The sequence below is a fragment of the Desulfosporosinus acididurans genome (genome assembly GCF_001029285.1).
In the GTDB taxonomy this organism is placed as follows: domain Bacteria; phylum Bacillota; class Desulfitobacteriia; order Desulfitobacteriales; family Desulfitobacteriaceae; genus Desulfosporosinus; species Desulfosporosinus acididurans.
Map to the genome: position 1 here is coordinate 155,655 of NZ_LDZY01000005.1, position 18,931 is coordinate 174,585.

At 41.5% G+C, this 18,931-nt stretch carries 22 protein-coding genes and 1 riboswitch; of the genes, 4 read left to right on the forward strand and 18 right to left on the reverse strand.

Annotated elements, in window-relative coordinates:
• Window positions 1-491: 491 nt before the first annotated feature.
• From DEAC_RS08485 to DEAC_RS08500, 4 genes are all read right to left on the reverse strand, one after another.
• Complete coding sequence (locus DEAC_RS08485) at window positions 492-734, reverse strand: hypothetical protein (RefSeq protein WP_047809613.1); 243 nt, start codon at window positions 732-734, stop codon at window positions 492-494.
• A gap of 43 nt (window positions 735-777) precedes the next feature.
• Window positions 778-1,563, reverse strand: coding sequence for an ORF6N domain-containing protein (locus tag DEAC_RS08490; protein ID WP_047809614.1), 786 nt, complete (start codon window positions 1,561-1,563; stop codon window positions 778-780).
• Window positions 1,564-1,573: 10 nt separating this feature from the next.
• The gene (locus tag DEAC_RS08495; RefSeq protein WP_047809615.1) at window positions 1,574-1,759 is read right to left on the reverse strand and encodes a hypothetical protein; all 186 of its coding nucleotides are present in this window, start codon (window positions 1,757-1,759) and stop codon (window positions 1,574-1,576) included.
• Window positions 1,760-1,888: 129 nt separating this feature from the next.
• Window positions 1,889-2,134 carry a helix-turn-helix transcriptional regulator gene (locus DEAC_RS08500; protein ID WP_047809616.1) on the reverse strand — a complete coding sequence of 82 codons (246 nt, stop codon included), beginning with the start codon at window positions 2,132-2,134 and terminating at the stop codon, window positions 1,889-1,891.
• A gap of 122 nt (window positions 2,135-2,256) precedes the next feature.
• Between DEAC_RS08500 and DEAC_RS08505 the strand changes: the two genes are divergently transcribed.
• From DEAC_RS08505 to DEAC_RS08515, 3 genes are read left to right on the forward strand one after another with little or no spacing between them, the layout of a single operon-like run.
• Entirely contained in the window at window positions 2,257-2,616 is a 360-nt protein-coding gene (locus DEAC_RS08505) for a helix-turn-helix domain-containing protein (RefSeq protein ID WP_047809617.1), read from the forward strand.
• A 22-nt stretch (window positions 2,617-2,638) separates the two neighbouring features.
• Window positions 2,639-3,295 carry an ImmA/IrrE family metallo-endopeptidase gene (locus DEAC_RS08510; RefSeq protein WP_047809618.1) on the forward strand — a complete coding sequence of 219 codons (657 nt, stop codon included), beginning with the start codon at window positions 2,639-2,641 and terminating at the stop codon, window positions 3,293-3,295.
• Window positions 3,296-3,332: 37 nt separating this feature from the next.
• The gene (locus DEAC_RS08515; RefSeq protein ID WP_047809619.1) at window positions 3,333-4,922 is read left to right on the forward strand and encodes a recombinase family protein; all 1,590 of its coding nucleotides are present in this window, start codon (window positions 3,333-3,335) and stop codon (window positions 4,920-4,922) included.
• Here DEAC_RS08515 and DEAC_RS08520 read toward each other — a convergent pair.
• The 11 genes from DEAC_RS08520 to DEAC_RS08570 form a co-directional block, all read right to left on the reverse strand.
• Window positions 4,911-6,092, reverse strand: a complete 1,182-nt coding sequence (locus tag DEAC_RS08520; RefSeq protein ID WP_083995991.1) for a GspE/PulE family protein — start codon at window positions 6,090-6,092, stop codon at window positions 4,911-4,913. The genes DEAC_RS08515 and DEAC_RS08520 overlap by 12 nt on opposite strands.
• A 2-nt stretch (window positions 6,093-6,094) precedes the next feature.
• Entirely contained in the window at window positions 6,095-6,370 is a 276-nt protein-coding gene (locus tag DEAC_RS08525; RefSeq protein ID WP_083996014.1) for a hypothetical protein, read from the reverse strand.
• A gap of 80 nt (window positions 6,371-6,450) precedes the next feature.
• Entirely contained in the window at window positions 6,451-6,969 is a 519-nt protein-coding gene (locus tag DEAC_RS08530) for a PilW family protein (RefSeq protein ID WP_242847103.1), read from the reverse strand.
• A 1-nt stretch (window position 6,970) separates the two neighbouring features.
• A complete protein-coding gene (locus DEAC_RS08535; protein ID WP_345788155.1) occupies window positions 6,971-7,444 on the reverse strand; it encodes a hypothetical protein in 474 nt (157 codons plus the stop codon).
• 78 nt (window positions 7,445-7,522) lie between these two features.
• Window positions 7,523-7,882 carry a competence type IV pilus major pilin ComGC gene (locus tag DEAC_RS08540; RefSeq protein ID WP_047809770.1) on the reverse strand — a complete coding sequence of 120 codons (360 nt, stop codon included), beginning with the start codon at window positions 7,880-7,882 and terminating at the stop codon, window positions 7,523-7,525.
• A gap of 283 nt (window positions 7,883-8,165) precedes the next feature.
• The gene (aroB, locus tag DEAC_RS08545; protein ID WP_047809621.1) at window positions 8,166-9,260 is read right to left on the reverse strand and encodes a 3-dehydroquinate synthase; all 1,095 of its coding nucleotides are present in this window, start codon (window positions 9,258-9,260) and stop codon (window positions 8,166-8,168) included.
• Window positions 9,238-9,765, reverse strand: coding sequence for a shikimate kinase (locus DEAC_RS08550; protein ID WP_047809622.1), 528 nt, complete (start codon window positions 9,763-9,765; stop codon window positions 9,238-9,240). Before DEAC_RS08550 ends, aroB begins: the two co-directional genes overlap by 23 nt.
• A gap of 27 nt (window positions 9,766-9,792) precedes the next feature.
• Entirely contained in the window at window positions 9,793-10,941 is a 1,149-nt protein-coding gene (aroC, locus tag DEAC_RS08555) for a chorismate synthase (RefSeq protein ID WP_047809623.1), read from the reverse strand.
• Window positions 10,942-11,108: 167 nt separating this feature from the next.
• Entirely contained in the window at window positions 11,109-11,543 is a 435-nt protein-coding gene (locus DEAC_RS08560) for a prepilin-type N-terminal cleavage/methylation domain-containing protein (RefSeq protein WP_047809624.1), read from the reverse strand.
• Window positions 11,544-11,563: 20 nt separating this feature from the next.
• Window positions 11,564-12,397, reverse strand: a complete 834-nt coding sequence (gene aroE, locus DEAC_RS08565; protein ID WP_047809625.1) for a shikimate dehydrogenase — start codon at window positions 12,395-12,397, stop codon at window positions 11,564-11,566.
• A 98-nt stretch (window positions 12,398-12,495) separates the two neighbouring features.
• Complete coding sequence (locus DEAC_RS08570; RefSeq protein WP_047809626.1) at window positions 12,496-13,026, reverse strand: YqeG family HAD IIIA-type phosphatase; 531 nt, start codon at window positions 13,024-13,026, stop codon at window positions 12,496-12,498.
• Window positions 13,027-13,374: 348 nt separating this feature from the next.
• Window positions 13,375-13,462, forward strand: a riboswitch (cyclic di-GMP riboswitch).
• A 133-nt stretch (window positions 13,463-13,595) separates the two neighbouring features.
• On the opposite strand from DEAC_RS08570, the gene DEAC_RS08575 reads away from it, so the two are divergent.
• The gene (locus tag DEAC_RS08575; RefSeq protein WP_047809627.1) at window positions 13,596-13,976 is read left to right on the forward strand and encodes a response regulator; all 381 of its coding nucleotides are present in this window, start codon (window positions 13,596-13,598) and stop codon (window positions 13,974-13,976) included.
• Between the two features lie 71 nt (window positions 13,977-14,047).
• Here the strand turns inward: DEAC_RS08575 and DEAC_RS08580 are convergent, their stop codons facing one another.
• From DEAC_RS08580 to DEAC_RS08590, 3 genes are all read right to left on the reverse strand, one after another.
• Window positions 14,048-14,296, reverse strand: coding sequence for a hypothetical protein (locus DEAC_RS08580; protein WP_047809628.1), 249 nt, complete (start codon window positions 14,294-14,296; stop codon window positions 14,048-14,050).
• A gap of 281 nt (window positions 14,297-14,577) precedes the next feature.
• Window positions 14,578-15,807, reverse strand: coding sequence for an efflux RND transporter periplasmic adaptor subunit (locus DEAC_RS08585; protein WP_053006342.1), 1,230 nt, complete (start codon window positions 15,805-15,807; stop codon window positions 14,578-14,580).
• Window positions 15,797-18,889, reverse strand: coding sequence for an efflux RND transporter permease subunit (locus DEAC_RS08590; protein WP_047809630.1), 3,093 nt, complete (start codon window positions 18,887-18,889; stop codon window positions 15,797-15,799). The genes DEAC_RS08585 and DEAC_RS08590 overlap by 11 nt, the downstream gene beginning before the upstream one ends.
• Between the last annotated feature and the right edge of the window lie 42 nt (window positions 18,890-18,931).

Here is an 18,931-nt window from a genome sequence, read left to right on the forward strand (position 1 = left end):
AACTCCTGCATCACCAGGACAACTATGAGCCAAACTGGGTGAATTCGCTTGTGTAACCCAGACGGTGCAACGCATAGGCAGTGAGGACGATACCAATAACCTGCCCACGAAATCCCGACACCCTGCACCTGATCATCTGCATTTAATTTCGACGTGTTCTCACTTCCCTTCATTGGAGCTTTTGCCATTTGTGGCAAAGGCTTTTTTGTTTTGAGATAAATCAATGTTTTCACAACCCCATAAAAAGTTATTAAGCATCTTTTATCTACAGGGTTTTCGTCCCAAATGTCGAAGAGATGATTGCTAAGGTCATCAATTCATACGAGAGGAGGTGTATAATATGGAAGGAATAAAAGATATTGATTTCACGTCATCCGTGGTAGCTGCTATTTTGACGGTTGCAGCCGTACAAAAACAGACGATCAGGACTACCACAAGCGTGACCATGAATGTTCCAAATCAGCTTATCAACGAATCAACAATCGAAACTTTTAAGACTCTTCTTCCCCGCGTACGTGAAGTGCTAATTCAGAAATAAAATCCTTTGGCAATAAGTAATTTGTTTCGGCCTCTTTTTCCAAAGAGGCTATTCCTTTTTCTATGGCCTCGTTGTTAATTTGAGCGAATCGGTCAATCATCTGAGCAGCAACTTTTATAGCTTCCTTAGCATCCGAAACGCTCTCACTTTGAAGTAGTCTTATGATCATTCCAGCCAATTGAGCTGATCGATACATGCTTTTCACCTCCCCTCAATGGAATAACCCGCTTTTTCACAAACTAAGCTGATTGAAGCGTTATCCCGTGTTTGATTGCCAGTTCTTTTACAATTGCGATATACCCCTCAATCAATTTCTTATCATCAGCAATTACATCTAAGGCATTGAGTTTGTCACGTTTAGATTTACAGATTCCTTCATCAGCCATGCGCCTACGCTTATTTGTTAACCGGGCTTCTACACTCACACCCATGCGGGTATTCAGCAGCTCATAACTTTCTGAGCGAATATCTTTGATATACTCATTGCCACCTAGCTTTTGAGCTATTTTAACGATTAGATTTTTACTGTCTTCCCTCCAGCTATTAGGACTAAGGGCAACCACATCTCGAATTCCTTGGATTTCCTCTTTGGTTGAGGTGATTGCTTTTTCAAGCTCCTTTTGCTTCAGCTCCATATTGATGAGCAGTTGAAGTTGAGGGCTAAGGTTTTGAATAGATGTGTTAACTTGGTTTTTCTTAATCCGGTAATACTCATCAACCAACATTTCATAAGCTTCCCATGCCTTGTCAGTGTTGAGTGATTTGGCATGGAGCCATGCACCTTTTTCGGTCCAAAGGTATAGCTTGGATACTCTTTCGACTGATACGGAATTTCCGTATTGGTTACCAAATGCTTTTAACTCCTCACCCTGGAGTAAAAAATAATGCTTCCCCTCGATGTAACGTTCTTTATTGGCATTAAAATTTTCAGAAATTCTCCTTGTTTCCGTCCCATACGACTCAGCCAATTGGGATGTAAGTAAAATCCTTTGACCTTGATATTCGACTGGAATTAAATCACTCATGTAAATCCTCCTAACTAACTTTTTCACTTAAATTGCTTCGTTCTGCCATTTCCAACAAGATGGGCTGACAAGCCCTCTCGAATTCAGCTTTGACCTTTGCGATCCGCTCTGGGGATTGATCTTCCGGAGCAAAGACGTAAACCGTTGTTTTGCCAATTTTAAGCGTCATATCAGGGATTGCTCCTTCGGGTGACATGAGATTCGCCTCCTTTATCGCTTGATGCGTCATTTAAAATGACGTTAAAATGCAAAAAAATAATCATTTAGTATTGCGTTATTTTAAATGACGGTATATAATGATATTGCTGTTAGGGAAAAAATGTAATTAACCAATTTTCAATTTTGTTTGCGACATTGCTTCTTCTACAAGGTCCGGAAATAGTTCCTCGGCAGTCTTTCTATAGTACATAGCCATTTTAAATAAGAGTTTAATATCAGGGTTACCTCTCCCGCTTTCGATATTTCTAATGTGATTTTCGCTGACACCAAGATCAATAGAGACTTTTCTCTGAGATACATTTAGCTGTTTGCGAAGTTTTTTGAAATTGCTTCTGCGGCTTTCAGGCGACATACTTTCACCTCCTCTTTATGAAGTGTCATTTTATTTGACACATTTATAATACACGTCATTTTAACAAACGTCAATAGTGTTTCGTCATTTAAAATGAACATTCTTTAAAAGGGTGATTAATCGTGAATCAAGAACAACAAAAGCTAATTACCGGTAAGCGAATACGATTGCAAAGAGAAGCAAAACAGTTCTCACAGGATGTATTAGCTGAAAAACTTAATATGAAACGATCTAACATTGCTAATTATGAGTCTGGGCGAGTAATGCCACCTGGAAATATCATCAAAGAACTATCTGATATTTTTGGTGTTTCATCAGACTATCTTTTGGGAAGAAGCGATTCAATTAATCAAATACAAGATAAAATTCCTTCTGGCATATATATGCGAATGGCTAAAGAAGCCGAAGAAATGGGAATACCTGAAGAGGATATGGAGCTTATATTCGAAATGTATAAACGTTTTAAAAAAGCTAATGACTAACTAGGAGGAAATAGAAGATATCATGACTAAAGTTGAATTATATACATTTGTGAATAATTTACGAAATAATCTTTATCTTTATGATTCCTATCCTCTTGACTCGAAGATAATAGCAAGTTATTATAATCAACTTACCCTCGAAGAGCTTGTTTTCTCTAGCTCTAAAATTGGTGGGATTTTAATGAAGGGTGAAAAACATAGTATTTTAGGGCTTAATTCGTGCAGGGACGAACGTGAACAAAATTTTGATTGCATGCACGAATTAATGCATTTCTGGAAACACCCAATTAATACTTACACATGCCTATCCATACCTAGGGATACTTATCTAGAATGGGAAGCAAATGAGGGCGCGGCTGAGATGTTAGTTCCGTACTATAAATTCATACCAGAAGTTTGTCAATTTTATCGGATTATGAACAATAAGCGCCTACATATAGACTATTTAACCTATTTTGCGGAAAGATATCATGTTACTCAAAGAGTTATTCAACTTCGGATTAAAAGCTTATCATATGAGCTTACTCAATATATGCACGGTGTTCCATTGAATAACCTTCGAATTCTATCAAAAAAACAACAAGAACGTTTAGGAATTAATATTCCTGATTTTTCCATCTACCTAGATTTTAACTACGAACTCGAGTGGGATGCAGTAATTGGTAATGGACGTTTCTAGTTCTTTTTTGAGCAGACGCGAAAAGAGGTAATGACCGATGACCATCCAAAATGAACGTGTACTATTGCACCTACGTAAATCCCGCGCTGATCTAGAGGCTGAGGCACGCGGTGAGGGAGAGACGCTTGCTAAGCATGAAGCCTATCTGCTTAAGTACGCCGGCGAAAAAGGATTGAATATTGTTGAGATTCGCAGGGAAGTAGAATCTGGAGAGCATCTATCACATCGGCCTAAGATGATGGAAACACTCCGGGAGGTTGAAGCAGGGCTTTATTCAGCAGTTCTTTGCATGGACGTGGATCGCTTAGGTCGTGGAAATAAGCAAGATCAGGGTATTATTTTAGAAACCTTTAAAAAATCAAAAACAAAGATCATAACCCCGCGCAAGGTTTATGATCTTTGCAATGAATGGGATGAGGATTTCTTTGATTTTGAGCAATTTATGGCGGCGAAGGAATTAAAATACATAACCCGTCGTATGCAGAGAGGACGAAGGGCATCTGTTGAAAGCGGTAACTTTATTAACCCAATTCCCCCCTACGGATACACGATTACAATTATAGACCGTAGTCGTATCCTTACTCCGCATTCGGAGCAGGCTGCTGTAGTGCGCATGATCTTCAACATCTATACGAGAGAAGATCTAAGCGAACGTATGGGATCCAGCAAGATTGCCAATTACCTGAATGATATGGGGTATCCATCTGCAACCGGTAAATTGTGGTCAAGCGCTAGAGTATCAGATATAATAAGAAATCCGACATATGCCGGATTCATGCGCTGGGGGAAAAAGGATAAGCGAAAATCAACGAAGCCGGGGTTTAAAACAGAATCTACTCAGCGCAAAGACGATGAGATAGTCTTTGTCGTTGGAAAACATGAACCGCTTGTAACAGTTGAGCGATTTCGCATAGCTCAGGAACTTATTGGTAAGAAACATCATCCGCCGTATCACCTTATCAACGGCATCACAAATCCCTTAGCAGGGTTAGTTAAGTGTGGCTTATGTGGTAAGACTATGGTTTCCGCTCAGGGGAAAAGAGATCAGTATATGAAATGCAGAACACGTGGTTGTCAAACTAAAGCGGCAAAGACCCGTTATGTTGAAGAGAAGGTAATGGACGCGTTAAGTAAATGGCTGGCAGAATATGAAGTAAAATTAAAGCAGCAAAGCGAAACCGCCAAGCGTTCCAAACAAGTAGACTTTCTTGAAAAAACATTAGATAAGCTGAATAAGGAACACAACTTACTATTAAAACAAAAAAGCAGTTTGCATGATTTATTGGAACAAGGCATCTATACCAAGGAAGATTTTCTTGAACGCTCGAGGGTACTACTAGATAAGTTGGAAGAATCACGCGCTAGAATAGAGAAATTGACTAGCCAGCTTGAACAAGACCGCAGTAAAGTTAGTTTACCAAAGGACATTGTTCCGGAAGCTAGGCGGGCCATTGACATTTATTGTTCCTCAGCTGATGCAACTAAGAAAAATGAGTTACTAAAGTTGCTTTTGGATTATGTGGTCTACAATAAATCAAAGAGTCAACATGAGGACGATTTTGAATTAAAGATTTTCCCAAAATTCCCACAGGAAAAAGCATATTCTTCAGTGTCATCATATACGTGATAATTCTTCGTCGCGAATTTCGCCAATCATAATCACGTCTGGATCCTGACGCAAGATATGCCTCAAACCGACGGCAAAAGTCAGTCCTGCCGGCAGGTTTACCTGAACTTGATTAATTCCCGGAAGTTGATATTCTACGGGCTCTTCAATAGAAATAATGTTTTGCTCCTCCGCATTTAACTCGCGAAGAAGAGCATAAAGGGTTGTCGTTTTGCCGCTTCCCGTCGGTCCAACGACTAAGATCAGGCCATTGGGATACTTTAATAACCCTTGAACCCCAGCTTTAACCTCCGGACGCATGCCCAAATCTTCTAAGGAACGTTGGGCCATTTCAGGATTTAAGACGCGAACGACAATTTTCTCTCCGTAGACCGTCGGTAGGGAAGACATGCGCAAATCTACCCGCCGCGTGCCGACGCTGAAGGTCATTCGTCCATCTTGGGGAATCCGTCGTTCTGCAACATCCATATTGGCCATTACTTTCAGTGAAGATATAATCGTGCGCGCTGTTGATCCCGAAAGAACATGTTTTTTAAGCAGTTTACCGTCAATACGATAACGAACGACAAAATCCTTCTGACGTGGTTCCCAATGAATATCACTAACCTCTTCGATCACCGCCTCTTGAAGCACTGAGTAAACAAATCTTAGCGTTGGGGCATCTTCTTCCCAACCGTTGGATTCTCCTGATCCTTTTTCCGCAATCGCTTCATTATCTGTCTGACCTATTAAATACGTCAATTGAGCCACAGATTGTTCTACGGTAAGATACTGGCGAATCGCAGCTCTAATCTCTTCTTCTCGAGCATAAACCGGAGCAACGTCCATGCCGGTAATGATACGAATGGTACGAAGAGCCCCTTCATCCATTGGGTCAGCCATTGCGACCATTAAGCTTTTCTCCAGAAGCTGATAAGGCATAAGGGTATAACGGCGTGCTATTTCTTCAGGAATTAAATTAACAGCCTCAGGGTCAACTACGACTTGAGTCATTGAAATCTCCGGTATACCCAAATATCGACGCAAGTCATCATTGAATATTTCCTGGGATAGAACTTTTTTCTGAAGATACTCTTCACTATTGTTGTTATCGTTAGTTTTGTTTGCTGAATAAGCATTGAATTTCCTAGAGCCCCTGAGATATCGAACGAATTCCTTTGCTTGTTTCATAATTACTGATGTAACTCCTGATAACTTTTAACAATCCATTTCCCAGTTTTCTCTTGCAGGATTTCCTCAACTTTACGAACGGCTAGACCTGAACGCCCTTCGGAAATGACTTTATAGTCACCTCCGCTGCTCTCGATGGAGATAGCCGCCCGCCCCATGTCAAATACTACCTCTCCACGGCGCAGTCCGAAATCAGACAGCAAATGAGCCTTCGCCCACTCGATTCCTCCTTCAGCCATATAAAGCGCTTGTCGGCTCTGGGTATCTCTTCTGACCATTCTCTTTTCTAAATTTGCTTTCAAATACACTTCCATTCCCAATCCCGAAAAGGAAACTAAAAGCAAAAGTACAAGTGGACTTACAAAGCCTCTGGAGCAGCACTTTGTGAAGATGCGCTGGGATAAACACGCTGCCGAATAACCTGCCTCGACGTGACACTCTGCTTGTCGACAGTCACCTTTAGAATTATTTCCCACAATCCCGGTTCCACCTCCACGCTTTCCCAACCGGTCACGAAGCTCGCAATTGGCTGAGGTACACCCATATGTTTCCAATAGAGATCCTTTATTCCGTCGTAATCCAAATCAGCCACAAAATAGGAATCGGCAATTTGTGAAGGATTCTCCTCCTCTATTGGCGGCAAAACCTTCAATTCACAAGCATTTTTGTCCCATTGGACAGTTTTTGCCCGCCGAATCTCATCGCTCACTGTTCTACCGGCTGTCATAAGGGCATATTGGGCCTCTAATTGGCCTTTTAGAGTAAGTGATCCTTTCCACATACCTTCCAAAAGATTTAAGGCAGTAATTAAAATTATGCCTGCAATCAGCAATCCGCTCAAGACCTCCAAAAGGGTGAAGCCGTCTTCTTTTTTCACTTCATTCAACCTCAAATAAGCTCTCTATTTGGTAGTATTCTGAAGTTTCTCTTTCGATCCAGTGCACGTTCACCTTAACTCTCAATAATTGGGGGATATCATCCCAGTTGGAATCGATCCGCCACTGCAAGTTTCCTTCATTTCCCTCTACTGTTCTTCCCGGCAGGCAACGCTGTGCGTCGATATTTTCTCTCCAGCCTTGAGCCGCTAACTGCTCCATCTTCATTTGAGCTAAATTTGCGGCTTCCATTAGGGATAAGGACTGATGCGCTTCGGCTAAGGCTCTTTCATATAATCCATAAAGAGTGGCAAACCCTAAAGAAAAAAGGAATACTGCCAATAAAACATCCAACAAAATATAACCCTGAAAATAACGATAATCTCTCGTCTTACCACCTTCCCGTGATTTGTATTTTCCCTTCTTTAGTTTTCTTGTTACTTCATTATCAACCTTCCTTCTCCCTATAGTCTGCAAACTCTCTTTTTCCGAACTCGACTGCTAATTAATCATATCCCTTAAAACCTTACGTGTTTCATTATCACTCATTATTTATCACCAATTACTGATAGTTACGACCTGCCCAAGTTTGTCGATTTGATAGTCCACCTTAGGATCAAACGGATTTACGGGAATTTCAGGCAAATATGGCCCTCTCCATCCCTTTATGTTATCAGGCAAATTGACTAAATCAGATACACTGACGGGAAAGGTTCCGATATCAATTCGATATAACTGAACGGCACCTTCAATTTCTTCTCGATTAGCCAGATCGGCCTCTGATCTTACAAAGTTTGAAGACGAATAAAAGTGAGGAACAGCTGCACCTAGGAGAACTCCCATTAAACAAAGAACAGCCATCAGTTCCCAAAGGGTAAAACCCATTTGTACATTCTTCACTCTTTTTAGTGTCATAGTTCTATTCAAAGTTATTCGTCCCTTCAGATCGAGGATTACCTCAAATTACCTCGATTTTCATTTAAACTTCTCTATCTATTTTAAATCTCCTTTAGATGCCGACACATCTTTATCCATTATATGTATATTAATGGTTCTTTTTCATTTTCCTACTACATCTACAATTTAGCGTCACATTTTAGCAAGAATAAACAAAAAGATCCGACTAGGAATTAAAATCCCAGCCGAATCTCCTCCCACTTCTACAAGTGGGAGTGGTTCCCAAGTTCACTTTCACGGTCTAATTGTTTTCCACAATAATTTTATGCCAAGCCGCCAGAATCTCCTCATCCGTGCAATCCTCTGAAACCACTGCCTGCCCGATTCCTTGGGGAAGAACAAGGATTTTACGGCCCCCCTGATTTTTCTTGTCCGTTTGCATTCGCCGCAGCAAGGTTTGAGGATCTTGTTTTTGAATCGACGTCGGCAGATCATAACGTTGAAGCAGTTGTTTAATTCTTTCGACCTCAGTCAAAGTGAGAGATCCCTTTGCATTGGCCAGATAAGATGCTGCAACAATACCTATGCTGACTCCTTGACCATGAGTCACGCCTCGATAATTCATTTCCGTTTCTAAAGCATGTCCAAAAGTATGTCCTAAATTCAATAAACGACGAATACCTTGTTCCCGTTCATCTTGAGATACAATCCTGATTTTAATTGAAGTGGACCGTGTTACCATCTCACGCCAAATTGCGGGATCTCGCTGCCTGATACTATCGGCCTGAGTCTCAAAAAAAGCAAAAAGATCCTCATCATCTATCAAAGCATGTTTAATACTTTCCGCCAAGCCATTTTCGACTTCATTCCAAGGCAAACTATTTAACGTCGAAAAATCTGTCCAAACAGCCAGCGGCGGATAAAAGGCTCCCAGAATATTTTTTCCCGCCGGATGATTGACGGCAACTTTACCACCAATGCTGCTGTCTACCTGAGCTAATAACGTTGTAGGAACTTGAAGAAAACGAATGCCTCGCATGAATGCACTGGCAAAGAAACCAGCTAAATCTCCGATAACCCCACCACCTAAGGCAATAACTAAGGTTTTGCGATCTGCACCGCAGTCCAGAGCAGCTGTTGTCAGCCGGCTCAGACGTTCCAAAGACTTTTCCTCTTCCCCTTCCGGTACGGTTAACAAATCAACGCGGTAATCTTCCAGCCCCTTCACAAGCCGTTCCAGATAAAGATCTGAGACCTTCTTATGCGAGATGACAAGAATATGTTGGATTTTATCGGGCAGAGACTGCAAATAATCTCCTAACTCTTCCAGCGCAGCTCCTAGATAAACCGGATAACTCTGTTTCGCCGCGACCTCAATTTCTTCTGGTAAATTCATGGATAGCCATCCTTCCCAGGTGAGCCAGGATTTCGCCCACCACTTCATCAATAGTTCTAAATGTAGTATCTATGGTAAAATCGGCCTTTTCGTAAAACGGCTGTCGCTCCAGAAATAATCTTTCAATTTCTTCATGAGAACTTCTGAGAAGCGGGCGGTCATTTTTATGGCCAATTCGGTTTAAAATCACGTCCAAGGAGGCGTGCAGGCTAACGATAACTCCGTGTTCCGCCAGAATCCCCCAATTTGACGAATTCAATACTGTCCCCCCGCCTGTAGCTATAACAAGTGCCTCCTCCTGAGCCAGCCGTGCAACGACGATCTTTTCTTCGGATCGAAAGCGGGTCTCTCCATAACGCCGAAAGATTTCACTCACACTTAAATCGGTTACTTCTCCGATTTCAGCATCCGTATCGACAAAATTCCATGCCAGTGCCTGAGCTAAGCGCCGGCCAACTGTACTTTTGCCGGTTCCCATAAATCCAATGAGAACGATGTTTCTCATGGAGCTTCTTCCTCTCTCCCTGTATTTTCAAATATTCTTTAGATATTCTTTATAAGTCTGCCAAGCGGTTTCTAACTCCGGAAAACTATCTGCTGGGAATTTTTCCAAAATTGCTTCTGCAATGACCCATGCGACGACATGTTCCAAAACCACCAAAGCTGCCGGAACTGCACAAACATCAGAGCGCTCCACACTTGCTTTGACGATTTCCTTTGTTTCAAGATGAACAGAATTTAGCGGTTTATAGAGAGTAGGAATTGGTTTCATGACAGCATGGAGGACAATTGCCTCTCCGTTGCTCATCCCTCCTTCAATTCCTCCGGCATGATTTGATTCCCTGTAAAAGCCTTGACCCGGCTGATATCCTATTGGATCATGCACCAAGGAACCCATTTTTTCTCCGGCATCAAAGCCTATACCAAAGGAGACTCCTTTGATAGCCTGTACGGAAAGAACAGCTTGAGCTAATCTTCCGTCAAGTTTACGATCCCATTGTACATGTGAACCAAGTCCTGCCGGAAGATGAAGGACTTGGACTTCTAACAGGCCTCCTAAGGATTCTCCTTGCTCACGAGCTTCCCGAAGACGTTCCCCCATTTGGCGTTCGGCCTCAGGGTCTCCCACCGACCATTCTGATTGCTGAACACGCTGCCAATACCCATCATCTTCCGATAATTTGGCATGAACACCACTAACAGCGGTCACTCGCCCCCGAATTTCCACTCCTAATTGGGACAAGCCTTGCCTTACAACACTCCCGATTGCCACTCGCATAGCCGTCTCGCGAGCGCTCGCCCTTTCCAGGATGTTCCTTACTTCTGTATGATATTTTAAAGCCCCTGTCAAATCAGCATGACCTGGACGCGGGGTCAGCACTTTACGGCTTTCTAAATCTGCCTTTTCCTCCGAGGTCATGATTTTCTCCCAGTTTTCCCAATCGCGGTTCAAAATTTCCATAGCCAGAGGAGCGCCGGTACTCAATCCGCCCCGCATTCCAGAAATAAAAAGGACTTGATCCTGTTCAATAGCCATCCGTCCCCCGCGTCCCGGACCTTGCTGCCGTTTTTTTAGGGCCTGATCGACTAATTCTTTAGAAATCGTCATTCCTGAGGGAAGTCCTTCAATTATCCCTATCAACTTTTGGCCGTGAGATTCCCCTGCGGTTAAAAAGCGCACTCTAATCCCTTCCCTTTACTAAAGCAAAAATTGCTAAATCTCAATTTCATAGAAATTGTCACTTAATTACAGACTATATTCATTTATCCAATCGTAAGACTCCCACTTCTTTAAGTGGGAGTGGGTCCCCCGCCGAAGTCTCGATGTTCAGCTTTAGCTGAACGAGTTCACTTCTCTCGAATTCTCATTCCTACAGGAGCAACGACGACACTTCGACGCTCTCCAAAAGAGTTGGTTAAAATAATGGTTGTACCTGCACCTCTGCCAGAAGCATTAAATAAAAGATTATCCGGCTGTCCGAGAAATCGAATGCCCTTCAGCAGAGGAATATCTTCAATTCTAGTTCCCTCTTTGAAAATCTGATAATGATGTTCTCCTTGAGTGTAAAACTTAACCTGATACCAATCATTTTCAGACAAAGAAGCCTGGCGGACATCACGAATCTCTTCTAATAATTGAGTTGTCACAAGGGAAAGCCGGTCCTGTTCCCAACGATTGGGAAGCTTAACGAGCAGTGCAAAACCCGCTCCCGCCAAGAGTGTCAATACCAACAACATTTCTAGAAGGGTAAATCCGTACTCTCTATCCCCTATCTGTGACATGGCTCTCTTCCTTCTATTGTTTATAACCTCTCCCGCTGCTGCATCTGGTCTTGGAGGCCTTTACGCATAACCTCAATCGGCGCCTGTCCGCCTAGCCAAAATTCCCAAGCCAATGCTCCTTGATGGAGAAGCATGCCAGTTCCATCTAAAACACGACAACCTAACTTTTTTGCTTCTTGTAGAAATGAGGTTTCTTGAGCGTTTACGATAATATCAACGGCCAATGCCTTTGGACAGATACCTTCCAGTGCAAAGGGAAATGGTTCACCTCGTAAACCTAAAGAGGTTGTTTGTACTAATAGGTCAACGTCCTTCAGCCAATCTCCAGGCTTAAATTCGCCAAAACTTCCTCGACCACCTTTAGAATCTAGAATCCTAACGAGCTCTGATGCTTTTTCAGGTGTTCGATTAAGAATATGTACGCGCATGCCCTTGGCCGCAAGAGCTAAAGCAATCCCTTTGGAAGCGCCTCCAGCACCTAGAACAACTGCCTTTTTGTCCGCAAATTCCTGAAGTTCACTCTCAATGGAACAGATAAATCCATCCCCATCCGTATTATGACCTATCTTTTCCCCATCGACAATCTTTACGGTATTCACGGCACCAGCTCGCTTTGCCTGAGGCGTAAGGGTATCGAGATGCGGAATAATAGTCTCCTTATGAGGAAGTGTAACATTCCAACCGCTAAAACCTAAGGCACACAACCCATTGACAGCCTCTGCCAAGCGATCAGGGGGCACTTGAAAACGATGGTATTGCGCATCAATACCCAGAGATTTATAGCCCGCATTATGCATTCCCGGCGAATAAGAATGTCCAATAGGATTCCCAATCACAGCAAAGTGTTTTTCCATAGCATCCATCCCTTATCAAAGATTAAAATATTGTTGACAATGAGTTACGACTATAGAGAAAAAGGAATGGCTGACCCATTCCCTTGTTGGTATATTTCTTAATGTATTTTAGGGCTATACGGTTTAGCAGGGGCAAAATGTTTCATCAGCCAAACAAGGACCTTTTCCATTCGCCGCATAATCCGCGTTCCAATAAATTCGCGATCATTAATGGGGGTCACAAGAATCGTATAGAGGCCGAGTCGATTCCCGCCTAAAATATCTGTGAATAATTGATCGCCTATAACTGCTGTGTCATTCTGCCCTGTTCCTAACATTTTCAGGCCCGCACGGAAAGCCTTTCTGCGCGGCTTTGTCGCCCCAAAAACAAAAGGAATTCCTAACCGTTCCGCAACAACTGCCACGCGTTGCCGCTTCTTATTATTTGACACGACACAGGCAGAGATGCCAGCTGCCTTAACTTTGATAAACCACTCTCTAACCTTTGGACCCACTTCGACATCATTCCAAGGTGTCATGGTATTGTCTAAATCGATAATGAGCCCCTTAATTCCATCTCGAACAAGTTGCTCAACAAGAATGAGATCTATGGAAGGAGCTTGAAGTGTTGGTCGAAAATAGTCAAACATTGAACCCTCCAAGTATAGAACTTTTCATAATTATACCTTAGATAATACGTTTCAAGCAAGTCGACAGGCTATTAATTTAAATTAAATTAGTGTCTAACTTTTCTTGAGTTACTTCTCAATAATTCCAATTCCCTATGGAAAATCAGCCAACGAATGGTCAATTTAAAGATAAGACATTCCAAAAGCATCATCATTAGTGGCTATCATAGAACAGGATTCCGAGCATAAGCAGATCCATGGCTGTAGCTTCTTATCTTAAAGTATAAATTATGTTGTAATTTGTTATATTTTGTCTTATAATATCCTATAATATAAGAAAAATTCTGATTTTCTCGGAACCAAGATAATATACATTTAGGGCAAATTGTTCGAAAGGACAAGACGCAAAGCTAAAGGGTCTAACTTCCATTGGGAATATGACAGCCTAGCTGCAAACTAAGAAATGTAAGCAGCTTTCGTTGCTTACATTTCTTAGTTTCAAAAACAGTTATTTTACTTACATTGCGTCATATACATACCATAAATCCCATACATATGTAGGAAAGCTATGGAAAGAGAGATGGATTTGCTTGAGTCAAGGTTCTTTACTAATCGTTGATGACAATCTTGGAATTCGAAGTCTCCTGAATGCTCTTTTTTCTTCGAAAGGGTACACCGTATTGACTGCCACTTCAGGAATCGAAGCATTGTCATTGGCGAAAGCACAGTTGCCCGATTTAATAATATCTGACATCAAGATGCCAGGCCTGAACGGCTTAGAGCTTCGAGAACAACTACATCGTTATAATCCAAACATTCGAGTCATTTTAATGTCCGCTTACACGGATCAACAAGAGATCAACGAAATACTTCGTAATGGTGCTATCGATTATGTAATGACTAAGCCTTTTGATTTGGAAGAGCTCAGCATTGCTGTTGATACCTTATTATTAAACGACCAACATCAGTAATGTTGGTCATAGCTAAAGCCCTCATCTGTGAGGGCTTTAGCTATACACGCTATGAGCTAAGTGAGATAAATCTATTTGGCACAAAGTTTTTTGCTATCTCTGTTAAAATTAAGAATTATATTTGTATTCTTCTCGACAGGATCTGGAAGCAAAGCGTACCCAAGAGTCATTTCCATTAAACTCTTGCATGTTTTTCTTTGCGCCACGGTACAGCCAATGTCTTCTAATTCCCTTGTGCTTAGCTTTACACCTAGAGCAGCAGCATCACAATAATAATACGAACCGTTAACATTCATCCCTTCATTAATATATGGACACATTTTAAATTCCCCCTTTAAAATATACCTTAAAAGCGTTTTGGTAGCTTATAAGTACCGAAAAATAGTTTTGTCACATAATTCACAATTGAAGTTATTATTTGTGATTGTGAATACTATCACTAGGGCCACTATACCACAGTTCTGTCTTAAAGTCACTATAATTTTGCTCACCATTAAACGAAAATACTGCCAGCATGACGAAACCCCTAGACACAGTTCTAATGTCTAGGGGCTTCCTTTTATTTCACCTAAAACCTTTTTTTAATATCAATAGACTTTATTCACTCCGACTTACTACTTCCTTCGACAATATTCACCTTTTCTCCCTCATTTAAAAAGCTCTGTCCTTCTGTAACTACCTCCATACCCTTTGTGATATTTCCTTTGACTTCGGTATTTTTATTATCAGAAATACCAACCGTTACTGCTATTTTTTTAACTTTTCCATTAACAACTGCATAAAGATAATTTACATTATTCTCTATGCTGAGTGCTTGATTGGGAACGAGCAATATGTTACTTTCACTTTCGGCCGGCAGCGATACTTTAATAAACATACCTGCAGTTAAACCACTTTGTGAATTATCAATTTTTACTTTCACTAAATACGAATTGTCCTTCGCATCTGAGTTAGGACTAATCGTAGTAATAACTCCGGAGACCTTTTTGTCCTTCAGGGCATTTATGCTCACAGGTACAGTTTGGCCAACCTTAATTTTACCGATAACAAGATCCGGAACACTAATTTCTGCCACCATACTGCTGGAATCAATAACCGTAACGGAACCTGATTGGCTGCTGACCATTCCTCCAACTTTAACGTCTTTGGCAGAAACTACTCCCGAGATAGGGGATACTACGGTTAGATTATCAAGCTGGACCTGAGCTGCATTAACACTTGCCTTCGCTTGTTCGACTTGTGCTTCTGCTGCTGACACTGCTAAATCATCTTGTGCGGCATTTAACTCGATAGCAGCATTATCATATTTTGTTTTGGCGCTGTCTAAATCCTGTTTAGAAGCAGCTCCTCCGTCATACAAGGCTTTTTCATTATTATAATCTTTTTGGGCATCGTTATAAGTGATTTGAGATTTCTCTAAGGTTTGTTGTGAGCTCAAGCGTGTTTTTGCTAGGTTTTCCTCTGCCACAGCTAAAGACTGCTGTTGTATTTGCAGCTGAGCTTGAAGATCAGACGCATCAATTGTAAAGAGAACCTGTCCGCTGGAAACCTTGGAACCAATATCAACATTTAAACTGGCTACTCTTCCCCCGGTCTTGGGAAAAACCTGTACTTCCTGGACAGGATCAAATTTACTGGCGTAGTCAACCATAGTCGATAAAGAACCAAGAGCGACCTTTTGCGCTTTTACATTTTTCACAGTAACTGCTGGAACTTCAACTTTTCTATGCTTTAAAGCATAATTCCCACCTAAGGCAGCAGCTATTACCAGTAGACCGATAATTATAGTTCGTTTCTTAATCTGCCTGATTCTACTAAGATTAAATTTCAATTTGTGGAACCTCCCCGGCATTTATTGTTTTTCTTTTCTTTGAAATACGATGCTTTAAATCGTCCATTAAAGTATAAACTACCGGCAAGACAATGGGCGAAAGGAGCGTAGACATGACCATGCCTCCGATGATTACGATAGCCATACTCTTTTTCATTTCGCTTCCTTCACCTATGGAAAGAGCAACAGGCAGCATGGAAACAATCATAGTCGCACTCGTCATAATAATTGGTCTTAGTCTTGTTGTACCCGATTCAATCAAGGCTTCTTTTAAGCTCAGACCTTTGTGCATTAAGGTATTCGTATAGTCAATTAACAATGTGCCGTTTTTGGAAGACAGCCCTTCCAGCATAATCAAACCGATAAAAGACATCATATTTAATGTTTGCCCGGTTAAGGCCAGTAAAGGAAGCGCTCCGATAATAGCACAGGGAAGAGAAACCATTCTGATCGCCGGGGTCAAAAACGATTCATAAAGAACTACTAAGATCATATAGACCAGCGCCAAGGAAGCACCTAAGGCTAAGCCGAGAGAGCTGAAGGAGTCTGCCATATTCTTCTGGCTTGCGCCATAGCTTATGCTATATCCTGAAGGCAAGGTTACAGAACTAAGTTTTGTTTGAATATCCCGGGTGACCTCACCAAGAACTCTTCCCTGAAGATTAGCATCAACTGTAACAACATCTTGCTTATCCTCTCTGGACAGAGACGGTTCACTCTCTCCTCTCACAACTGTTGCGACTTGGCTTAAGGGAATTTGTACTCCTGCCTGATTAGTGATCTTTATGGATTTGATATCATCGACATTTTTTATTTGTCCGTCCATAAATTTAAGTGTAATATCATTTTCCGAGTCATTGGACCTGTAGACTCCCACTTTTGTGCCCTGCAAGGCCATCCTGATTGTACTGCCGACATCCGAGGTGGAAATTCCCGCCTGTGAGGCAGCTAAACTGTCCATCGTTACTCTTAATTCGCTGCTTTTGACATCTGCACTATTACCAACATCTATAACACCGGGAACTGATTTCACGATATTTTCAACTTGTTTGGACAGAGTCGCAAGGGTAGCCTGATCATCTCCTTTAATGTTGATTGAAATAGGCTTCGATGCTCCGCCTCCGCTCTGTGACTCTTCAACATCAAAATCCACTCCGGTCATGCTTTTTCCAAAGCTGCGAACCTCACCGGCAACTTGGCTTTGAGTTTTTTGGCGAGCGTTTTTAGGGACTAAATTAACATATATCTGAGCGACCGATTTGTCCGTGTTCGATTGCCCGCTTTGGCCAATCATTGAAAAATAACTCTTAACTTCTTTCGTATTGTGTAAATAGTTTTCCAGCTGAGCGACCTTGTTGCTGGTCTGCTCCAAAGTCGAACCGGGAGCGAGCTTCATATTGACTGTAAAACTGCTTTGATCGGTAGTCGGTACAAATTCCGTTTTCAATATTCCCATTGGCACAAGAGCAATACTTAGGATTACGCCTGCAATTCCTAAAATCAGTACTCTTTTTCTATGTCCAAGCGCCCAGACAAGTGTGTCTCGATACTTCTGGGTGACTTTTCCGAAAATGCTGTCCTTTTTATATTCGGGAGTCACTTGTTTCTTCTCTGTTTTTAATAACCGTGATGAAAGCATTGGTGTAATCGTAAAGGATACCAAGAGAGAGAATAAGGTAGCAACAACTATAGTCAAGCCAAATTCTTTGAAATACTGACCAATCATCCCAGACATCATGGATATAGGGGCAAAGATAACAATATCACATAGACTGATAGCTATGGCAGCCATTCCGACTTCCATTCGGCCATCAATTGCCGCTTGAACCAGCCCTTTACCCATCGTCAGATGTCTTTGAATACTTTCAATAACAACGATAGAATCATCAACCAGGGTACCGACAACTAGAGATAGTCCCATTAAAGACATCATATTCAATGTAAAATTAAGCTTATACATCATAAAAAAGGTAGCAATCAGAGAGGTTGGTATGGCAACCAAAACTACCAAGGAGGATCTGAAACTGCGGAAAAACGCAAACAGCACTAAAGCCGTAACGATAATCCCTTCAATAAGGTTGTTTTTTACCTCAGTTAATGAGTCTGTAATAAATGTAGTCGTGTCAAAGGCGATGTCCATTTGTATTCCCGCGGGTATGGTCTTTTTAATAGACTCTAATTCTTTTTTAACACTATTAGCCACTTCAACGACATTGGCATCACTTTGTTTGCCCACAATGATTGTCATTGTTTTATGGCCATTGAACCGTGCCAATGAAGTCGCTTCCGGTTCTTCAAGACTAATTTGGGCGATGTTGCCCAGACGTACGGTTCCTCCATTTGCCGTAGGAACCATCAAATTTTGTGCATCCTCGATATTCTGGAACTGTCCAATAACTCTGACGGATTGATCAACATTATCCTGTTTCAGCTCTCCGCCAGGAATGTTTATATTTACGGAATTCAACTTATTGATTAAGGTATTAACAGTTATACCATAATACTCCACGGCGGATTTATCCAGTTTAATCATTAATTCTTTCTTTTCTCCGCCGCTGAGCGTGACATTACCTACCCCAGGAATTTTCTCTATCTTTTGTTTGATAATATCTGATTCGTTATAAAGCTCATCGCTGCCGACCTTATCCCCTTTAACAGAAAGCAGCAAGATTGGAATTGCGTTGGTATCCATCTTAAATAAAACAGGTTTATCAGCATTTGCCGGGAGAGTATTTGAGATACCGTCAATAGCTTTTTGGACATCCAAATAAGCGGTATTCATGTCAGCAGACATTTTAAAAGTAACTGTGACAGTTCCATATCCCTCTTTAGCCGTGGAATTTATTGTGTCTACCCCGCTTATACCTGAGACAGCATCTTCAATCGGCTTGATAATATCCTTCCTGATGTCCTCAGCATTTGCGCCGCTGTAGGTTGTTGTTACCGATATAACCGGAATATTCATCGAAGGCAGTAAATTGGCACCCATATTGGTATAACCAATTATCCCTAACGCCACTAATAATACGACGACCATCCACATCGCCGCTGGTTTTTTAACCGATATCTCTGTTAAATTCATTTTTTTCTTCCTTATTCATTTCAAATTTAGTAACTGACTAGT

Coding starts and splice junctions, on each gene's coding strand:
- DEAC_RS08495 (WP_047809615.1), bottom strand. CDS start 1,759: ATGTCACCCGAAGGAGCAATCCCTGATATGACGCTTAAAATTGGCAAA.
- DEAC_RS08580 (WP_047809628.1), bottom strand. CDS start 14,296: ATGTGTCCATATATTAATGAAGGGATGAATGTTAACGGTTCGTATTAT.
- DEAC_RS08560 (WP_047809624.1), bottom strand. CDS start 11,543: ATGTCACAGATAGGGGATAGAGAGTACGGATTTACCCTTCTAGAAATG.
- DEAC_RS08510 (WP_047809618.1), top strand. CDS start 2,639: ATGACTAAAGTTGAATTATATACATTTGTGAATAATTTACGAAATAAT.
- DEAC_RS08570 (WP_047809626.1), bottom strand. CDS start 13,026: ATGTTTGACTATTTTCGACCAACACTTCAAGCTCCTTCCATAGATCTC.
- DEAC_RS08550 (WP_047809622.1), bottom strand. CDS start 9,765: ATGAGAAACATCGTTCTCATTGGATTTATGGGAACCGGCAAAAGTACA.
- DEAC_RS08540 (WP_047809770.1), bottom strand. CDS start 7,882: ATGACACTAAAAAGAGTGAAGAATGTACAAATGGGTTTTACCCTTTGG.
- aroB (WP_047809621.1), bottom strand. CDS start 9,260: ATGAATTTACCAGAAGAAATTGAGGTCGCGGCGAAACAGAGTTATCCG.
- aroE (WP_047809625.1), bottom strand. CDS start 12,397: ATGGAAAAACACTTTGCTGTGATTGGGAATCCTATTGGACATTCTTAT.
- DEAC_RS08490 (WP_047809614.1), bottom strand. CDS start 1,563: ATGAGTGATTTAATTCCAGTCGAATATCAAGGTCAAAGGATTTTACTT.
- DEAC_RS08520 (WP_083995991.1), bottom strand. CDS start 6,092: ATGAAACAAGCAAAGGAATTCGTTCGATATCTCAGGGGCTCTAGGAAA.
- DEAC_RS08590 (WP_047809630.1), bottom strand. CDS start 18,889: ATGAATTTAACAGAGATATCGGTTAAAAAACCAGCGGCGATGTGGATG.
- DEAC_RS08525 (WP_083996014.1), bottom strand. CDS start 6,370: ATGGTCAGAAGAGATACCCAGAGCCGACAAGCGCTTTATATGGCTGAA.
- DEAC_RS08485 (WP_047809613.1), bottom strand. CDS start 734: ATGTATCGATCAGCTCAATTGGCTGGAATGATCATAAGACTACTTCAA.
- DEAC_RS08500 (WP_047809616.1), bottom strand. CDS start 2,134: ATGTCGCCTGAAAGCCGCAGAAGCAATTTCAAAAAACTTCGCAAACAG.
- DEAC_RS08515 (WP_047809619.1), top strand. CDS start 3,333: ATGACCATCCAAAATGAACGTGTACTATTGCACCTACGTAAATCCCGC.